Source organism: uncultured Fibrobacter sp. (genome assembly GCF_946062555.1).
Taxonomy (GTDB): domain Bacteria; phylum Fibrobacterota; class Fibrobacteria; order Fibrobacterales; family Fibrobacteraceae; genus Fibrobacter.
Genome location: NZ_CAMGVQ010000005.1, coordinates 1 through 19367 on the forward strand (window position 1 = coordinate 1; position 19367 = coordinate 19367).

At 51.8% G+C, this 19367-nt stretch carries 13 protein-coding genes, 2 tRNA genes, 1 other RNA gene and 1 pseudogene; 5 read left to right on the forward strand and 12 right to left on the reverse strand.

What is annotated here, in order from left to right; translation table 11 throughout:
- Positions 1-373: 373 nt before the first annotated feature.
- A complete protein-coding gene (locus Q0P86_RS02150; protein ID WP_294111596.1) occupies positions 374-1108 on the forward strand; it encodes an SDR family oxidoreductase in 735 nt (244 codons plus the stop codon).
- 66 nt (positions 1109-1174) lie between these two features.
- Here Q0P86_RS02150 and tgt read toward each other — a convergent pair whose 3' ends face one another.
- On the reverse strand, positions 1175-2311 hold the full coding sequence (gene tgt / locus Q0P86_RS02155; protein WP_073317409.1) for a tRNA guanosine(34) transglycosylase Tgt: 1137 nt from the start codon (positions 2309-2311) through the stop codon (positions 1175-1177).
- Between the two features lie 200 nt (positions 2312-2511).
- Between tgt and Q0P86_RS02160 the strand changes: the two genes are divergently transcribed.
- Positions 2512-4746: a carbohydrate-binding protein gene (locus Q0P86_RS02160; protein ID WP_295037130.1), complete on the forward strand. Its 2235-nt coding sequence runs from the start codon at positions 2512-2514 to the stop codon at positions 4744-4746.
- Positions 4747-4910: 164 nt separating this feature from the next.
- On the opposite strand, the gene Q0P86_RS02165 is transcribed toward Q0P86_RS02160, so the two are convergent.
- From Q0P86_RS02165 to Q0P86_RS02190, 6 genes are all read right to left on the reverse strand, one after another.
- Positions 4911-4994: transfer RNA gene (locus Q0P86_RS02165), tRNA-Leu, on the reverse strand.
- 163 nt (positions 4995-5157) lie between these two features.
- Positions 5158-6510 carry a UDP-N-acetylmuramoyl-L-alanine--D-glutamate ligase gene (murD, locus tag Q0P86_RS02170; RefSeq protein ID WP_295037132.1) on the reverse strand — a complete coding sequence of 451 codons (1353 nt, stop codon included), beginning with the start codon at positions 6508-6510 and terminating at the stop codon, positions 5158-5160.
- A 229-nt stretch (positions 6511-6739) separates the two neighbouring features.
- Positions 6740-6823, reverse strand: a tRNA-Leu gene (locus Q0P86_RS02175).
- 39 nt (positions 6824-6862) lie between these two features.
- Positions 6863-7291 carry a preprotein translocase subunit SecG gene (secG, locus tag Q0P86_RS02180; protein ID WP_290995587.1) on the reverse strand — a complete coding sequence of 143 codons (429 nt, stop codon included), beginning with the start codon at positions 7289-7291 and terminating at the stop codon, positions 6863-6865.
- Between the two features lie 30 nt (positions 7292-7321).
- Positions 7322-8083 (reverse strand): triose-phosphate isomerase, encoded by a 762-nt coding sequence (gene tpiA / locus Q0P86_RS02185; RefSeq protein WP_290995590.1) that lies wholly within the window; start codon positions 8081-8083, stop codon positions 7322-7324.
- Positions 8084-8251: 168 nt separating this feature from the next.
- Positions 8252-8692: a hypothetical protein gene (locus tag Q0P86_RS02190; protein WP_290995593.1), complete on the reverse strand. Its 441-nt coding sequence runs from the start codon at positions 8690-8692 to the stop codon at positions 8252-8254.
- 79 nt (positions 8693-8771) lie between these two features.
- On the opposite strand from Q0P86_RS02190, the gene Q0P86_RS02195 reads away from it, so the two are divergent.
- A complete protein-coding gene (locus Q0P86_RS02195) occupies positions 8772-9758 on the forward strand; it encodes a hypothetical protein (RefSeq protein WP_290995595.1) in 987 nt (328 codons plus the stop codon).
- Here the strand turns inward: Q0P86_RS02195 and Q0P86_RS02200 are convergent.
- The 3 genes and pseudogenes from Q0P86_RS02200 to Q0P86_RS02210 form a co-directional block, all read right to left on the reverse strand.
- On the reverse strand, positions 9669-10439 hold the full coding sequence (locus Q0P86_RS02200; protein ID WP_290995597.1) for a hypothetical protein: 771 nt from the start codon (positions 10437-10439) through the stop codon (positions 9669-9671). The two genes, Q0P86_RS02195 and Q0P86_RS02200, sit on opposite strands and share 90 nt — an antisense overlap.
- 345 nt (positions 10440-10784) lie before the next feature.
- A pseudogene (gene recA, locus Q0P86_RS02205) lies at positions 10785-11792 on the reverse strand (recombinase RecA); the annotation flags it as partial.
- 40 nt (positions 11793-11832) lie between these two features.
- Entirely contained in the window at positions 11833-12417 is a 585-nt protein-coding gene (locus tag Q0P86_RS02210) for a CinA family protein (protein WP_290995601.1), read from the reverse strand.
- Positions 12418-12621: 204 nt separating this feature from the next.
- On the opposite strand from Q0P86_RS02210, the gene Q0P86_RS02215 reads away from it, so the two are divergent.
- Positions 12622-13701, forward strand: a complete 1080-nt coding sequence (locus Q0P86_RS02215; protein WP_291023120.1) for a DUF5683 domain-containing protein — start codon at positions 12622-12624, stop codon at positions 13699-13701.
- Between the two features lie 47 nt (positions 13702-13748).
- On the opposite strand, the gene Q0P86_RS02220 is transcribed toward Q0P86_RS02215, so the two are convergent.
- Both Q0P86_RS02220 and ffs read right to left on the reverse strand, forming a co-directional pair.
- Positions 13749-14366, reverse strand: coding sequence for a histidine phosphatase family protein (locus tag Q0P86_RS02220; RefSeq protein ID WP_295037136.1), 618 nt, complete (start codon positions 14364-14366; stop codon positions 13749-13751).
- 63 nt (positions 14367-14429) lie between these two features.
- Positions 14430-14526, reverse strand: an RNA gene (gene ffs, locus Q0P86_RS02225) — signal recognition particle sRNA small type.
- A 402-nt stretch (positions 14527-14928) separates the two neighbouring features.
- On the opposite strand from ffs, the gene Q0P86_RS02230 reads away from it, so the two are divergent.
- The gene (locus Q0P86_RS02230; RefSeq protein ID WP_295037138.1) at positions 14929-19299 is read left to right on the forward strand and encodes a cadherin domain-containing protein; all 4371 of its coding nucleotides are present in this window, start codon (positions 14929-14931) and stop codon (positions 19297-19299) included.
- Positions 19300-19367: the final 68 nt, after the last annotated feature.

Genomic DNA, 19367 nt, shown 5'->3' on the forward strand with positions numbered 1-19367 from the left:
CCCGTACGTCATCCTGCCCCAGTATCCCCGTTCGTCATCCCGCCCCAGTATCCCCGTACGTCATCCTGCCTCAGTATCCCCGTACGTCATCCCGCCCCAGTACCCCCGTTCGTCATCCCGCCCCAGTATCCCCATACGTCATCCTGCCCCAGTATCCCCGTTCGTCATCCCGCCCCAGTATCCCCATACGTCATCCTGCCCCAGTATGGGGCGGGATCCAGTGGCTGCATTCCTGCTTAAGGAATGAAAAACCTTCCCTTTACTTTTGTATACAGAAAAGGGCGGATTTGTTTTGCTTTTTGGGGTGCGAAAGTCTATTTTTTATTTGGAAATATGGCGGATTGTTTCGTCGTTAAAATAAAAAGGATGGATTATGATCGATGTGAAGGGCAAATGGACCTTGATTACCGGCGGCTGCCGTGGAGTTGGCCGTCTCACCGCTATTGAAATGGCGAAACTCGGTGCGAACATCATTTTGCAGGGGCGCGATAAAGCTCATGCCGAACCGGTGATTGCCGAACTCAAAAAATATGGTGTTGAAGTCTGCGCCGTAGGCTGTAACCTTGAAAACGAATCCGAAATTGATGCGGCGCTTGCCGAAATTGATAGCTGGGGAGTGCAGGTAGACTTGGTGTTCAACAATGCTGGACTCATGAGCCATTACTTTACCGACTATCTGACCAATACCATGGACGATTTCCACCACGCCATGGCGGTGAATTTCTTTGCCCCTATCAAGATTGCCTATCATTTCTTGCCGGGTATGATCAAGCGCGGTTTTGGCCGTATGCAGCTCACCACGAGCGGTATTGCGAATGAACCCGAACTGATGGGGTATGCGTGCGCCAAGGCCGCCCTCACCAAGTTCGTGAAGGATTTCGCCTGCAAGCTGAATGGCACCGACGTGATGATGAACGTGATGGATCCGGGTTGGCTCCGCACGGATCTCGGCGGCCCGAACGCACCTAACGCTCCCGAATCCGTGATTCCAGGTTCCATGGTGTCTGTGCTTCTTGACGACATGAAGAGCGGCCGTTGGTTCAGCGCGCAGGAATTTACCGGTATGTCCCTTGCCGACGCAGTTGAAAAGGGCAAGTCCGTAGAATAATTGAAAAATCGGGGGGTTTGATAAAAGGTCCGGCAAAGAATGCTGGACCTTTTTAAGTGCTCGGGACTATTGAAGGTCGCGCTGCAAAATTTCGCACTTTTCCTTTTTCCATTCCTCGAAGGTGTCGTCGGCGATGTGCTGCTTGGCCTCGCGCATCAGGTGCAGGTAAAAGTGCAGGTTGTGAATGCTTGCAAGCGTAAACCCGAGGGATTCTCCGGCGTGATGCAGGTGGCGCAGATACGCGCGGCTAAAGTTACGGCAGCAATAGCAGTCGCAATTCGGGTCGACCGGCTTGTCGAATTCTTCGGCATGGCGGGCGGCCTTGTAGCGTAATACACCTTCGCTGGTAAAGAGCATTCCGTTGCGGGCGTTTCGGGTAGGCATCACGCAGTCGCACATGTCCACGCCGCGCTCGATGAGTTCGAGCAGGTTCCACGGTGTTCCGACGCCCATCACGTAGCGGGCGTGGTCCTGCGGCAGAATGTCGGTGCAGAAGTCGGCGATTTCGTACATGGTTTCGGTCGGTTCGCCGACAGAAAGGCCGCCCATGGCATAACCGTCGGGGCCGAGTTCCGCGATGCGTTCGATAGCCTGCTTGCGCAGGTCCTTGTGCATGCCGCCCTGGATGATTCCGAAGAATTGCTGGTCGTAGCCGTGAATGGGCGGGTGTTCCTTGAGCCATTGCATGGCCTCGGCCGTCCACTTGAGCGTGAACTTGAGGCTATGTTCGGCTTCCTTGGCGGTACTCGGGAACGGAGTACATTCGTCAAGCGCCATAATGATATCAGCGCCGATTTCGCGCTGGGCGTTCATGACGCTTGCCGGGCTGAAAAAATGCTTCGAACCGTCCAGGATGCTCCTGAATTCCACGCCTTCGGGGGTGATTTTGCGCAAATCCTTTAAGCTCCATACCTGGAATCCGCCGCTATCCGTCAAGACGGGGCCGTCCCAGCCCATAAATTTGTGGATGCCGCCCGCTTTTGCGATTCGCGGGGTGGTGGGGCGCAGGTAAAGGTGATAGGTGTTTGCAAGGATAATTTCGGCCTTGATGTCCTTGAGTTGCGCGGGCGTTACCGCTTTTACGGTCGCTTCGGTGCCCACAGGCATGAAAATCGGCGTTGTCACGTCGCCATGGTCGGTGTGGACCACGCCAAGACGCGCTTTTGACTTTTTGGAGGTCTTTAGAAGCTCAAAACGGTTCATTAAGCCCAAATATAAAAAAACATATCGCAAAATCCAATTTTTTGAATCTAATTCCGAAATCCGAACTCTGAAATCCGAATTTTCCCCGTTGTCAATTTATCCATAGCAATATTGAAATTTAACTGGTTCTTACGCAAAAAAGGGGGTAGTTTTAACTTTGGATGGGTCTACATGTTGTAGATTCCAGTATGGAGTGATATATGGATTACAAAAAGGTGTGGAAAAGGGCCACCTGTCTTTTGGCGGGCTTGGCTGTGTTTGGCTTAGCCGACAATCCGATTTCAACATATCATTATTTGGCGGACCCTTCTGCCGCATCTGACGGCGATACGTTCTACATCCTGACCGATGTCGACGACTACAGTCCTCAGAAAGATTTTAATTACGATATTGTGGGGCTTAACGCGTTCACTTCACAGGATATGAAGAACTGGACCGATCACGGCATGATTTTCAAGTCGAAACGCGAGTTTGGAAATTACCCCGACAATACCTGGGCATCCGGCATCGCCGTCCATAAGGGCAGAATCTACATCGTTTACCCTAATGGCGCTAGCGGCGTGGGCATGATTACTGCGACAAGCATCGATGGCCCCTATACCGATCCTGTCAAGGAAACCCATGGCGTGAACTACATTGCGGCTTCCTTTGGATCTAGCGTGATTGGCAGCTGCGACCAGATTGCCCACTGCTTCGACCCGGGCATTTTCATCGAAGATGACGGTACGGGCTATGTGGTTTTCGGCGGTGGCGAAAACGCTCAGCGCCCCTATGGCAACAACCTGGATATCATTAAGTTTACCGAGAACAATGGCAAGATTACGTTCGATAAGAATTCCCTGAAGCGCATCAATGCTCCGGGTTCCTTCGAAGCTCCCTATATCCATAAGAAGGGTAGCACGTATTATCTGAGCTTCAATACGCAGCCGCAGGTGATCGACTACAGCATGTCCAATAACATCATGGGCCCCTATACGTTTGTAGGAACGGTCATTCCGGCTATCTGGAAGGTGCCTGATGCCCATAACGCGGGCGGAAACAACCACCAGGGCTTTGCGGAATTCAAGGGCAAGTGGTATGCCGTGTATCACGACCGCCGCCTGGTCACTGCGGACGAACATCCGGGTTCCTGCACGCAGTCGGGCCAGTGCACCAATAGCCCGAACAAGGAAAACCACAGAAGCGTGTCCATCGACGAACTCACCTGGGATGGTGACAAGATGAATGAACTGACCTTCACGAGCGAGGGCCCCAAGCAAATCAAGAATTTCGACCCGTACAATACCTACAAGGCACTCACGAGTTCCAAGCAGCGTAACGTGCGCAGCCGTACCGACTGGACCAAGGGCAAGCCCGTGGTGCATGTGCTGACTCCGCTTGGCACGAAGGAATCCTGGATCCGCGTTTCTGGCGTGGACTTTGGTAACGGTGCCGAGAATCTCCGCGTGAAGGCTGCGAACGTGGGCGACGGCAACAAGATTGAAATCCGCAAGGGTTCCGTGAGCGGCACGCTCGCCGGTACCTGCAGCCTCGAAAAGACGGGTAACTGGAACTCCTATGTCGATAACGATTGCGAAATGAGTGGTCTTTCTGGTGTTGTCGATGAACTCTTCTTCGTGTTCAAGGGCTCTAAGGATTCCACCATGGGTATTATCGAATGGGAATTCCAGGGCACCAAGCGCGAACCTGAACCGCAGCAGCCGTTTGGCGGCAAGGCTTGGGCTATCCCGGGCAAGATCGAGATGGAAGACTTCGATGAGCCGGGCTATGGCGCAGGCAATGATTCTTATGCCGATAACGATTCCGATGATCACGGTGCCGAAAGTAATGGCGGCAAGAGCTACCGCGAAGGCACGGGTGTAGACATCTACAAGAAGGCAACGGGCTATGTGGTTGGCTATAACCAGACTGGGGAATGGCTGGAATACACTGTGGAAGTGGCTGAAGCAGGCGATTACACCATGTATGCTGCGGTAGCCTCGGCCAATGCGACCTCAGGCTTCAAGCTTTCTATCGACGGTGACGACATTACCGAAGAAATCGCCGTGCCGCAGGCAAGTTCCGGCGAAGAAAACTACGATGACTACAACAAGGTCAAGGAAAACATGACCCTCACGGCGGGCAAGCATATCCTCCGCTTCACCGTGACCGGTGACTGGATGGATATTGACTACATTAACTTCGTGAAGGGCAAGGATGCCGAAGATACCGACCCGATCGGAGGTCCGACTGCAATCGGGAACAAGGTTGCGTTCAAGGCGATGCACTATACGGCTTACCGTGTGTTCGACCTGCGTGGCTCTGTGATAGGGACCGTGAACCTGGATCATGCTAATGCGGCCGAAGCCCTCAATGCTGCAGGTTTTGGCAAGGGCGTTTACATGCTCAAGCAGGTGCAGGGCGGCAAGAAATTCATGGTGAATACCGCCAAGTAGAATTTAGTCATACACACCTCCAAAAACCTTCTCGGTTCATGCCGGGGAGGTCTTTTGTTTAATGTCGTTGCTAGCCTGATTTGACAACGAGGTGATCTCTAGAGACAAAGTATTGGATTAGTTTTAAAACGAAAAAAGACTCAGTTTTCACTGAGTCTTTCTTCTGCGGTCGGACAGACTTGAACTGTCATGGGATCGCTCCCACTAGCACCTCAAGCTAGCGTGTCTACCAATTCCACCACGACCGCGTGGTCCTTAGCGGAACGACCCAAATTTAGATTAATTCATTCCGCTTGTAAAGGGGTAAGGGCGAATTTTTTTGAAAAAAAAGTGAAAAAAAAGAAAATGCCGCACAGGGTGCGGCATAACTTTAAAATTGATAATTCCGAAATCTGTATTCTGAAATCCGAATTACATGTCGGCGACGAGTTTGTCAAACACCTGCCCGCGGACTTTGTAGTTCTTGAACAGTCCGAAGCTTGCGCAGGCGGGGCTCATGATGACTGCGCCGCCTTCGCCGATTTGCAAACTGTCTGCAAACGCTTCTTCTAGAGTGGGGAAGATGTTTGCGGGGGCCTTTAGCCCGGCCTGCTTCAGCGATTCCAGCATGCGTTCCGCTGTAGCGCCGATGAGCGCGATTCGCTTGAGGTTCGGACGTTCGTTCACCAGAATCTGCGAGAGTTCGGTAAAGTCTGCGTTCTTTTCGGAACCGCCCAGAATCAGCGCGAAGGGGCGCTTCATGCTGGCGGTCGCGGCGATCGTCGCGTCGGGGCGTGTGGCGTAGCTGTCGTTAAAGAATTCGATGCCACGCTTTTCGCCCTTGAATTCCATACGGAAGGGGAGTGTTTCGTAGCTTTTCAGCGCTTCGAATGCGTTCGCCACCTTAATGCCCAAGGCCTTGCAAGCGAGGGTCGCCGCCGCCATGTTTTCGAGTTGGTAGATGCCGCGCACTTTGCAGTCCGAAAGGTAAAGTTTCTCGCCGTCGATGGCGAGGGTGGCTCCGTCGATGACGGCGTCTCCGTCGCCCGCGCTCGGACCATCCTTAAGACTTACTGCATATTTGGTCCCAGCGGGGCTTTCGCCTGCAATCTTTGCGGTCGGTTCAGCATCCTTCAGGTAAACGCAGGTGCCGGCGCGCTTCTGCCAACGCACCAAGTTCGCTTTCGCGTCACGATATTCTTCGACGCTCTGGTGCCAATCCAGGTGCTCCGTTGATACACGCAGAACCACGCCTACGTCCGGCGAAACCGACAGGGTCATCAGCTGAAAGCTCGAAAGCTCCAGAATGCTCACTCGGTCTGCCGTTTCTGTTTCGAGCAAGTCTAACGCCGGCACACCGAAGTTGCCGCCAATCTCGTTATTCACGCCGCACTTCGTCAGGATGTGGCTGATCATGCTTACGGTAGAACCCTTGCCGAGTGTGCCTGTAACGCCAACGACCTTATTGGATTTAGTTTGTTCTAAAAACAGCTGAATCTGGCTGGTCATTAGTCCGCCGTTCATCTGGAACTTGAACAGCGCGGGACTCATCGGGTAAACGCCTGCGGAACGCACCACCGTTACGCAGTCCTTAAGGCCGTCCATATAGTTTTCACCGGAACTCACCTTCACATTTATACCGGCGGGAACTTCCGGTAACTTCACCGGGTTTTTGTCCATGATTACGATGTCCTTGATACCGTTACGAACAAGGTAATTGAAAGTGCTCTGGCCTTCGACGCCAAAGCCCAGGACTCCGACCGGCGCGACTAATGTATTCTGCATAGATAAACCTCTTATAGAAATGTAGATAATAGGTTTAAGGTCGGCTTGCTTTGCAAGCCTTTGAACTGTGAGGTCGCACTTGCTGTGCTTTGTGTCAAAATATCAACGGCGCGACCATAAAACCTCAAAGACGCGAAGCGCCGTGCTCACTCCTCGGAGGCCCGACCTCATACACTGCGGCTATGCCGCAAAAAAATCCACCCCACTGTTAGCAGGGCGGACTTCGTAATGCGGTCGGACAGACTTGAACTGTCATGGGATCGCTCCCACTAGCACCTCAAGCTAGCGTGTCTACCAATTCCACCACGACCGCAGCGTTGCCTGCGCAGCCTAAGCCGCGCGAGACAAAACCTTACTTGGCTTCAGCCGGAGCGGCAGGAGCTTCCGAAGCAGGAGCTTCTGTAGCCGGAGCAACGTCGGCGGCCGGTGCAGCAGCGTTAGCGGGAACTGCAAAGTCAGCCGGGAGTGCCGGAGCCGGGGCTTGCTGCTGAGCAGCGTTTTCGCGGGTAGCCTTCTGCATCGAAGATTCTTCGACAGCCTGGTCCTGCTTGGCAGTAATCAGGCCGAGGGCGAATACGACGATAAAGAAGATCACGGCCACGACGCGGGTCAACTTCTGGATGAAGGTCGCGGCACCTGCGGTAGAGAAGGCAGACTGGGAAGTCATGCCGCCGAGGCCTGCGAGACCGCCCATCTTGTCGTTCTGAACCAGAACGAGCAACATGAGGAAGAGGCACAGGAACACGTGCAGGACGATACCAATCCAAAAGAGAGTTGTCATAGTCGTTTTACCTTGAGTTTAAAGTTTTGATTAGCGAGCTTCGGCAGCGTCGATGATTTCCTTGAAGGTGTTAGCCTTGAGGCCTGCACCACCAATGAGACCGCCATCGATGTCCTTCTGGGCGAGGAGGCCGGCAGCGTTGGCACCCTTCATGGAACCACCGTACTGGATGCGCATACCTTCGGCAACAGCTTCACCGTAGATTTCCTTGACAACGGAGCGAGCGTAGGCCTGGGTGTCCTGAGCCTGTTCGTCGGTAGCGGTAACGCCAGTACCGATTGCCCAAACCGGTTCGTAAGCGAGAACGCACTTGGCGGCGTCTTCGGCAGAAACGTCCTTGAAGGCGCCCTTGATCTGGAGACCGAGGACTTCCTTCAGGATGCCGCCGTTGCGCTGGTCGAGGGTTTCGCCAATGCAGATGATCGGCTTCAGACCGGCTTCGAGAGTCTTCTTGACCTTCAGGTTGACGGTTTCTTCCGTTTCGTGGAAGTACTGGCGCTGTTCGGAGTGACCGATAATCACGTATTCGGCACCGATTTCCTTGACCATGTCGATGGAAACCTTGCCCGTGTATGCGCCCTGGTCCTTCCAGTGGATGTCCTGGATGGCGAGCTTCACGTTGGTACCCTTGATGACGTCTGCAACCTTAGCAGCGGCGAGGTAAGTCGGGGCGATGACCACTTCGGTCTTCTTCACGTCCTTGACGGCTTCCACGATATCCTTAGCGAGCTGAACGGATTCGCTAACGGTCTTGTTCATCTTCCAGTTACCAGCAATGATATACTGACGCATAATTAACTCCTTGAGAGGTTTAAAATTTAACGCGCCTAAATTTAGTAAAATTCAACCGAAGGCGGTAGTCGGTCTTTCTTTTTTGCAAAAAAAGAAGATGCCCGCGCGATAGCGGGCATGACAACTCCATTATGTCATTCCGGGGTTTGACCCGGAATCCCTAATGAATTAGTAGTTGCTGGAATGCTTGGAGGTCGGAGCCGGAGAACCACCGTAGCGGTCGCCTTCGATTTTTTCCAGGATCCATTCGTTCTCGTAGCCCTTCAGGCGAGCCTGGTCAGGGTGCTTCCAGATAAGGCGGGTAATGAGCTTACCTTCGCGGGTGTAGTATTCCCAGATGCTCGTCTTGTCGTTGGTCTTTTCGTGGTCGGGAGGGCCCCACAGCAGGTTGACCATGTCGTTGGTCATGCCTTCTTCGATATAGCCCTGCTTGAACACGTCCTTAAGACGCTTGTCGATGCCCATACTTTCCTTGACGGCAAAGTATTCGCGTTCGTATTCCTTGCGACCTTCGCCACGTTCAATCAGGATGGGGGAGGAATAACGGCTAGCGCATGCCCAGAACATCAGGGCGCTCACGCCAAGCACGCATAAATGAGACAGCTTCATAGTGACTCCTATAAATTAATGCCTACAAAATAAGAATTTATGGCGCAAATGGGAAAATTATTTTAAATTTTATCCCGAAATGTCTTTTTTTAAGAAATTTTCGGCCTTTATTGTAGTTTTTTTTACTTGCAACGTCGCCTCCTTAGCTGACGGTTTCAATGAAATTGCCAATTATGGCTTCCGTTACGGCCCGAACCTTTCCTGGAGCCTGATGGGAAACGCCCCGTTCGTGTGGGGCCAGTGGCTTCCGCAGGCGACGGGTATGCTGCACTATACCTGGCTCGAACCCTTGCAGGATCTAGCGTACGGGGAACGTCTCGATATCAATCCGACCTACCTGCGTATGGATGCCGCGCTGGAGGTGTCTCCGTTTTATGGCGGTTACCTCGCTGGGCTCGGAATCCGTCCGTTCAAGACGAATCCGCAGCTGGAACTCAACGCGGTTTATGAAAGCTATGTTTATTTCCAGTCTAACCAGGAAATGGTGACTGCCGAGGTGGAAGGCGAGGGGCGCATTGCTGAAAGCTGGAACGCCGACTACATCACGGATAACCTTTACGAGGGTGACGACGATATTAACTATATGCAGCTTATTGACCTTGCCGCAAGCCTCAGCTATTCCTTTCCGAAGGGCTCCATCCTGGGGTTGAAGTTCCACTATGTCCTGTCGGACATCAGTACCGACTTCGAAGGCAAAAGCTACGACTACCGCAGGAATATTCCCGTGTTCAGCCGCGATTTTATCATCGTCCTGGAAGGTTACGGTCGAATTCCCCTGAACAATAACTTCGCGGTGCTGTTCGAATCGAGCTTTTACAAGACTGGCCTTTTGCGCGAGAAGAATACGGTGCAGAAGGAGTCGCTCAGTTATGGCAAGGCAATGCTCGGTACGCATTTCTTCTGGGATGACGGCCTGCAGAACATAATCTTGGAAGTTGGTGGCTGGAGCCGCACCGAAAAGCGGTTCTATAACGGATCACTCGCGCAGCAGTTCCTGATTCAGCTTGAGTATCAGGGGTATTTTTCTTTCCCCTTTCACCGGAATTTTTCTAAAGAGGTCCGGTAGCGGCTGCTTGGTCTTGCCTTCGACCTTGTTCTTCAACGGGTCGCTTGCGAGCGCTTGCATCGGATAGGCGGAACGGATCCAAAGTTCGCCACTGTATCTTTCGCTTTCCAGCTTTACGAGGGTGGGGAGCATTTCACCCGAGTAGTTTTTCCACTGACGGATGCTGAAGGTTCGCTTTTCTTTGCGTGCGCCGTTCATGGTGACCTTGGATGGCGTGGGCAGCGAATCTGCAACCAGGTTCCACCAGGCCATCGAGAAGGCGGTCGACAGAATGTTCGGCTTTTGTTCCGTAGAATCCTTGCACAGGAACTGCCCGTTTGCGAGAAGCTCCATGTCGTCAAGTTTCAGGGGAGTCTCGCCGATGTTTTCCTTGAGATGGTGCGTTCCCAGTTGACGCTTGACCTTGATATCTGGGAATTCCATATAGCGGTATTCGCCCGCAGTAATGAAGTTGAACTTGGGAGCGTCAGGCTGGTTCACAAAGAATGTGTCCAGTGCATCTGGATGGTGTCGCCATTCCACGTCGAGGCTTGCTCGTGACATCTTCTGGTTGATGAAAAATCCCTCGATGTTCACGACCATCGGGCTTTCCAGCAAAAAATGTGGACACGACGACTGGGAGTGGCACAAGGTGGCAATTCCGGCAATTGCAATCATCGCATTCTTTATTTTGCTGAACATATTTATAAAATAGCAAATAAATTAGACTGGGCGCTTCGGCTCGATGCCGCCTTGATCTGTAAACGGAAAACCCCGACCTGTCCCAATGGCTAAAGGATTGGTCGGGGTTTGTTGCTCTTCAGGAAGAAAAGGTTCGTCATTCAGGAGCGAGCCGCAGTTTCCCGTAATGGAATCGCAGAATGCTCCGGTTCGTCATTCAGGAGCCGCTAGGCGACGGAATCCAGAGATGCTGTTCCTGATGACTTTGAATGACTTTTATGCTTCGTCGCTAACGGCGACTTCTTCGCCTTCGTCGGCTTCGATGGAATCACCTTCGTTCAGCTTGAACAATTCCACGTCCTTCATGCTTTCGCGGATCTTCTGCTCGATTTCGTTGCAGAGTTCCACGTTGTCCTTCAGGAACAGGCGGGTGTTTTCGCGACCCTGACCGATGCGTTCGTTGTTGTAGCTGAACCAGGAACCGCTCTTCTGGATGATGTCGAGCTCGGTGGCGAGGTCAAGGATAGAGGCTTCGCGGGAAATTCCGCAACCGTAAAGGATGTCGAATTCGCACTGGGTGAACGGAGCTGCCACCTTGTTCTTTACCACCTTGACGCGGGTGCGGTTACCGATGACTTCTTCGCCGTCCTTGATAGCGGCGATACGGCGGATATCGATACGCTGCGTGGCGTAGAACTTCAGGGCGTTACCGCCGGTGGTCGTTTCGGGGTTGCCGAACATCACGCCGATCTTCATACGCAGCTGGTTGATGAACAGCATGCAGGTGTTGGACTTCGAGAGGATGCCGGTGAGCTTACGCAGGGCCTGGCTCATGAGGCGAGCCTGCAGGCCGACATGGTTGTCGCCCATTTCGCCGTTGATTTCTGCCTGCGGAACGAGGGCCGCCACGGAGTCGATGACGATGATGTCGATGGCTCCGGAACGCACGAGGGTCTCGGCGATGTCAAGGGCCTGTTCACCGGTGTCCGGCTGGGAAACGAGCAGGGATTCGATATCGACGCCGAGCTTACGGGCGTAAACGGCGTCAAAAGCGTGTTCGGCGTCGATGAAGGCTGCGACACCGCCAAGCTTCTGGGCTTCTGCAATGGCGTGCAGGGTGAGGGTCGTCTTACCGGAAGATTCCGGTCCGTAGATTTCGATGATACGGCCGCGGGGGAAACCTCCCACGCCGAGGGCCATGTCGAGCTGGATACAGCCGGTCGGGATCACGGGAATGTCTTCGACGGGCTGCTGGCCGAGAGCCATGATGGAACCTTTACCATAATTCTTTTCAATCTGGGCGATGGCGGCTTCTACTGCCTTTGCCTTGTCTGCGGAAAGGTTGCTGGTCGGGGTTGTTGTTTTCTTAGCCATATTGGACTCCATTTTGTTTTTTCGTTTTTAAATATAACATTTAGTGTTCACTTGTGCAAGTGCTTTTTTGGTTATTTAGCAAAAAAAGTAACTTGCCCAATACACTATACACGCTTTTTTCACGCACACAAGTGCGGTTTCCTGCGAAAATTTTACAAAAAGCCGTATTTTTTTTACCATTGGCCACTGCCATCCATACGGTGCCGACGGGTTTGCCGGGCTCTGCACCACCCGGACCTGCGATTCCCGAGGTGGCGATTGCCCACTGGCAACCGAATTTTTTGCGGGCACCTTCGGTCATGTTGAGCACTGTTTCGGCAGAAACGGCCCCCTTTTCCTCGAGAACGGAATGCGGGACTCCGAGAAGAGCTTCCTTGATTTCGTTCTGGTAGGCGACAATGCCTCCGGCGAACACGGCGGAACTTCCGGCAATATCGACGATGTGGCTTGCCACGAGACCGCCCGTAAGCGATTCGGCGGTGGCCATCATCTGGCCGCGCTCCAGAAGAATCTGCTGAATCTGTCGAGCGATTTCCTGCGTCTTTTCGCGGATGGTGGCGAGGTCTTCGCTGCGCTCGATTTCGTCCAGTTCGGCCATTTCGATTATTTTCGTTTCGTTTGCCATGTTCTTTCCTTTTACATTACCAAATATAGGTAAATTTAATGTCATAAAATGACAATGAAGTAAATCTGTGAAAAAAAGTAGAAAAAAACGAATTTGGAATAACGTTATTGCGAGCGAAGCGCGGCTATCTGCAACCGTAAAAGGTCCCTGGGCTTGCCGTAGAAGCGACTATGCCTTATCAACTATTTTCTATATTCACGCTCGATGTTTTTCCGTTCGTTTATTATGGGCGTTGTCTTGGCGGTACTGTTTGCGGTGCCGTCCTTTGCCGACGACAATCTGGCGGAAAAAGTTGCAGAACATCCTGCAGAAGTTGAACCTGCTCCAGAACCAGCTCCAGAAACGGCGGCTGTAACGGATTCCTCTGTGGTGGATTCTGTAGCTCCGGCAGATCCCTTGCAAAAGGGCAAGACGGGCATTGTCGCTATTGATACGCTTACGGTGAACGAGTGGGATATTCCGACATCGCATAATTCATTGCCGCTTACGCTGCTGTTTGCCATTTTCCCCGGTGGCGGTCAGTACTATACGGAACATTACGTGCGGGGCGGCTTTATTACGGGCATCGAGTTGTTGCTTCTTTACGAGGTGACGGCGAACAAGAGTTACCAGGACCGCCGCGTGCGGGAACAGACGAAACCGTTCCAGGATTCGGTCGGGATCTATACGCAATGGTTGCTCCATTCCTCTACGCGGGACAGTCTCGAATATTATCACGAAAAACGCGCCGAGTTCGTGGCACGCGTCCGCGAAAAAAATGACAAGAAGATGGAACAAGAAGATCTCCGCAAGGCTGAAACTGCCTGGATGTACGGATTGTATTTGTATAGTTTCTTTGATGCGTTTGGAATCTGGTATAACAACAATTACCGTAGTGTTGAACTCAAGAGCATGAAAACCGCTCTTCTCTGGTCGATTATCCCTGGTTTTGGGCAGATGTACAATCGCGAATTCGGCAAGATGGGGTTGTTGTATATGGCGTTCATCGGTTCAGCCACCAGCATCTGGACATCGCAGAACATGGTGGAATACTATCTGGACCGTAAGCACCTGGTCGAAAAGGAAAGTACATCGTCCGAGGAATACGAACGCGTCTGCGAACGCATCACCTACTACCGCAAGAACCGTAACCAGTACATTTGGGCAATAGCTTTAATTTATCTGTATTCCGTTGGCGATGCTGCGGTCGATGCCCTGTTGAGCGATTTCGACAACCCGATGCACCTGGCCGTGCTCCCGCGTCTCGAAGGCGGCGTGCAGGCGCTGATGTCGTTTGATTTTTAACTGTCATTCCGGGCATGTCCCGGAATCGCCATTTCTGCTTAAATACTTTAGCCGATTTTCAGCGGTTGCATCTGGATGCCGTCGTGGATTTTTTCGAATGTTCCGCGGAAGTGTCCTTCGGCGTCGCGCTTGAACTCGAAACGGGTTACCATGGCGTAACTAAAGGCTCCTTCTACGAACTGTTCGTCGGGGAGCCCGCAGGCAAAGTGCTGCAATGCGGCAATCACGCCCGCGTGCGTAATCCACAGGACTTCGCCGTTGTCGTCGAGCGTGTCCAGCAGCGACTGCACGCGGCGGTCGATATCATAAAAACATTCGCCGTCCTTGAACTTGTATCCGCGCAGGTCGCGTGCCCAGGCCGCCATTTCTTCGCGAGGAACTTCCGTGAGTTTCTGGCCTTCCCAGGTGCCGAAGTTCATCTCGATGATTTCTTCGCGCTTCTCCATGGAAAGTCCTGTCGCCTTTTCTGCCTTTTCGGCGAGTCGCAGACAACGCAAGAGGGGGCTCGTAAACATCCTTGTGGGTTTTGCGCCAGCGCCCAGCAACGCTTTCAATGCCCCGTCGCTTTCTTCTTCAAAAGTGGGGGATACATCAAAGTCGAGCCTGCCGTAGCAGACGTCGTTCGGGTTGTAGGGCTTGGTGTGGCGAATGGTCCAAAGAATCATGCTGCTGTATCCTGAGCTTGTCGAAGGATCTAAACTAAAAAGGCAACCGGGGCGGTTGCAAAAAAATCCTAGGCGACCTGAGCACATAAAAATTCGCAAGTCCGTTGCTGCTTTCGCCCTGGCGATTTGCCCGCAAATAGTCATTGCGCAGGGCCTAGGACTACCAAATCTAGCAAATTCCGTTGATTTCTGTCAACGATATTGCGCGTTTGGGGCTAAAATGAGTGATTTTTTGACATTTTGTTAACGAAAATACGATTAGTAGTAAAAAAATAGTAACATTTGTAATTTTTTTTGTATATATTAAGGGCGTGATGTTGAACACATTCCTTGCATCACGGGGGTTGTTGTATTTACTTGTTGCTCCAATTTGGAATATGCCAGATTGGGAAAACAGAAGGTTTGTATGAAGCTGAATGTGAAAAATATATGGTTAGCTTTTGTGGGGCTTTGTGCCGCCTGTTGTTTATGGGCGGCAGAGTCAACCTATTCAATAGATGTTTATCCTCTAACGTTTGGTACCCAGGACACAACGGCGCAGCTTAAGGTGTGGAACCGTCTAATGAAGTATAAGCTGTTCGCGGAGGGTCTTGCAGATGCCGATGGAATAGAGGGCGTTACCTTTGCGGGCCAAAATATCCATATTACCGATGAAGTGGGCTATGTCGGGAGCGCTACGGGCGATTTCCGTTTACAGGGAAACTTGAACCATTCTGTCGGCGGTCCGGTCTTGTTTGCCGGAAAGTTTGTCAACGGGGATGGTACGGATTCCATTCTTACTGGGCCGACGCGTTTTCTGCAAAAGTTTGAACCGACGTTCAATAGTAAGGACAAGAACTTTTTTGCGGGCTTTTATTGTTTTGATGCGGGGTATAACGCTGAATATACGATGCCTGGAATTGAAGCGGGAAAGACTGTAGTTTCGAATACGGCGATTCTTAGCACCACCTCGTGTGCCGATACGTCGGTTGTTCCTGCTGTCGATACGGATGTGGATATCCCGGAGCTCACCGGCGGTGTCAATGCGTATGCCTGGAATACGGGTATTAGCGGAAACGGGACGACGGAATATATTCATGTGCCGCCTCCGGCTGATGAAAACGATTTCAGCAGCTATAGCTATTTTGTCGAGTCCATTTCGTTCAGCAATAATTCGAAGCTATATATTGTCATGCCTCCCGAGGGCCGCTTGACGAAGGTTTTCGTTAAGACCTCGATTTATGGCTTGGGAAGTACAGACAATAATGACATCGTCGTGGTTTCCGGTGCTGAGGGATCCTGGAATGGGTCGGAATGGACTGAAATTGGTGAACCGCTAGAAAATAAGGACTATGCGGGAAACCTCCTCTTTTTCGTCAATGAAGATCTTAGTCTGGGGGCCGGTCAGAAAACAATGCAGGGTACCTACATTTCGACCGGAGTAATCAAGTTCGCGCAGCACACCAAGTTCGCGGGGCAGCTTCTTGCAAAAGTCATCAAGATTGATGCGGATTTTGAAGCCGGAGACTTCAAGTATGTTCCGTTCAATCCGCCCGTACTTGATCCTACGGCGCTCGCGTCAGGCCTTTTCTTGGAAAACGACAAGGACGTGAAGGTCCCGGTTCACCTGAACAAGGCTACAGAAACGGGAGTGTCCTTCAAGTATTGCTTTGAACTGAACGATTCGATTGCGGAAGCTGATTTCAACAAGATTATCGGGGACTATCCTCGCAAGGGAATGTTGCCCCCGTTCTGCGGAATCGATTCTGCAGAAGTTAAAATTGACAAGAATAATACGGAACCGACATTGCTTACCGAGGTATACCTGAATGTCACGGACGACAACCTTGAAGAAGGCAACGAAATGCTCCGGATGCATATCTCGGAGTTGACCGGCGCAGTGCTCCCGGGTAACAAGCGTTCGGGCTTCTTTACGTTGACCCTGGTTGACGCTCCGATTATTGACTTTGTCGACAACAAGGGTGACTATAGCGTCGAGGAAAATTCTCCTACAGAAACCGAAGTGGTGAGAATCAAGCTTCGGGGAAGTGATGCTTCCAAGATGGTGCTTTCGATGGTGGATAACGGAAGCGTAAAGTTCCCGCTCGATAGCCTGTTCAAGTATGACTTGGTCAAGGAAGGTTCTACTTACTATGCTGTCATTACCGTAAGGGATAGTGCCAAGCTGGATTATGAGCAGATTGACTCAGTGTACAAGGTGACGCTTGTGCTGAAGGACAAGAATGGTGCCGAAGGCTCTCATACGGTAGAGGCTCCTTTGAACATTCACATTATTGATGTCAACGAAATGCCGATTGCCATACATCCGACTCCGGATCCGACAATCAACGAAAACATGCCTTCGGGAACGGTTGTCGATACCCTCGAATATGACGATATCGACAAGGCTCTCAAATTCAGGGACGATGTGTTTGTTGCCGTCGGTGGTGATACGACTTTCTTCAGCATCGACCCCAGTGGCGTCATCAGGACCAATCAGGTTTTCGATTACGAAATGAAATTGTATGACAATCGCGATACGACCTATCAGTTGATTGTCCTTTTGAGGGACCGCAACGACGCTACACTTTCGGTACTCGATACGGTCGTGATTCATATCAAGAACGTGAATGAAATCCCCTACATACTGACTGATACGACGAGCGTTCTCGAAAACACGAAGCCGGGGACGGTGGTCGATACGTTGAAGGCTGTCGATGCCGACTTTGACGATGTTGATTCCTTGCTGAAGTTTACCTTGGTCGAGGATCCGAGCGGCTGCTTTGTTGTTTCTGAAAAGGGCGTCATTACGATCAAGGAATGTAAGGATCTCGACTACGAAAAGAACAAGCAGATTTCTATCGTGGTCAAGGTGGAAGATTCGCACGGCGGTTCCAGCACCAAGACTATCCACGTGAAGGTCCTGGATGTTCCTTCGCCTACGCTTGAAATCACCGAGGCAAGCAATGAAGATTCTATCTGGGTTAAGCCGAAAAACCCGATTTATACGAATGAGTCGGACATGAACGTCTGCTGGGAAGTGAACCGTACGAACCAGGATTGTGCCGATACCATCCTCAAGCCGGGAAAGAATGTTATCCGCAAGGAAGTCTGCGATATCGAAGGCTTTGAGGGCTGTGCCGTAGACTCGTTGATCGTGTATTACAGCAATGAGGCTCCGGTCGTGATCGTGTCTGCGAATCCGGATGACCAGAAGGCCACCAATATCTACACGATTGTCGAGAAGACGGATTCCGCCGATGCGAATATCTACGTGAACCGTACCCAGAACGATATCTTGGTGACGGTGAAGGATTCCGCAAGCCATAAGGATACCTCGTTTACGGTCAAGCTGAATCTGGAAACGTTGTCTGTTCCCAACAAGACTTACGAAACCCTGGCGTCCGTGGTGAAGGAGTCGGTCGCCCTTGACGAAGATGCGAAGAACAAGAAGTTGACGCCCGTAAACGGTACCGAAATCAAGGTGTCGTATCCGGCAAAGGTGGCTGGTGTCGATGTGACCGTAAGTTACATGACCGACAATGACGGCGAAATCGTCAGGCAGAAGGTCGTGAACGACAAGGGCAAGGAGGAATCGATCGAGGTTATCACGGTGTCCTACGAAACGGTAATCAACGGAAAGACCGTGACGGTCTCTTATCTGGCGGACGCGGCGACCGGTGCCAAGCTGGTCAAGGATGCCTCGGGCAGACTGATGACGGAGTCTGCGACCGAAAGCGAAAAGGTGCAGGCCGGATCGTACTCCGTGACTTACGAATACAAGGATGCTTCGGGCAATACCGTGGTGGTGACCTACTTTGTAGACGAAAAGGGCTCTTTGGTGAAGAATTCCGAAGGGAACACCGGCTACGAGGTTTCCTACGCTTATGAAAACCAGTACGGCAATTCCGCGACCCAGTCCGTGTTTATCGTGCTGGACCAGGTGGGACCCAAGGTTGAAATTATTACGCCCGTCAAGGGGCAGGTCATCCGTTCTAACTTTGTGAAGGTGGTGTGGACGGTTGATGGCTTGGAACAGGATTCCTTGACGCTCCAGGGCCTTGAAAAGGGAAAGAATTCGATTAAGCGAATCTATCGCGATAAGGCGGGTAACGAAGCTGTCGACTCGGTAGTCGTCATTATGAAGGATAGCAAGGATGTTGATATCTCGGTCGAACAGCCGGTGACTGAGATTTCAAAGGATAAGGTCGAAAAGTTCTATGCGGAAAATCCGCCTAAGGAAGGCCAGACCTTTGCGGTGAGCATCAGGAACCCGGGCACGGGCGAAGAAGTAGAAACCCTGATTGGCGGAGACTTCAAGACGACGGCGGGAAGCGGTAAGGCACCGTATTCGGGTGAAACGACCCATTTGGGCCCGACACTTGCCCTGGATGTTAAACTTCCCGTGGTGAGTGGCGTGGGCGGCCTTGCGACGCTAGACGACCTGTTGAGTTCCGATGGATTGATCCCGATGGAAGGCGTGGATGCCGATGGCGGAACCAAGATGACCGTAGAGGAATATGTCCAGGAATACTGTGAAGACGACGTAAAGACAGATGACTTGAGCCGGGTGAATCTGTATAAGACCAAGCTGAGCGTCAAGATCTGGGTATACACGACTCTCGGGAATTTTGTGGATTACTTCAGCTTCGGACAGGATATGAACGATCCCGATTATACGAACGATGCCGGCATGCTCCAGATGTTCTTTGAACTGAAACCGGACAAGGATGGCTACGTTCGCGCCGAAAATGGCAAGATGATGGGGACTGGCGCCTACCTGTACAAGGTGGAGGCATCGATCAAGTCGCATCTCCGTTGTACCTTGCCGTCTAAGGAATTCGATTCCAAGACGAAGACTTTCGGTGCAAACGCCAAGAAGAAGGGCGATTCCATCCGTTCTTCCGAAGACCTGCTGAAACCCTTCGGTTACAAGCGCCCCTCCGGCAAGTAGCCCAAGGTTCTGTTCAACATAATATGTGCAAAGGTTGTCCTGCGGGACGACCTTTTGCTGTTTCTGAA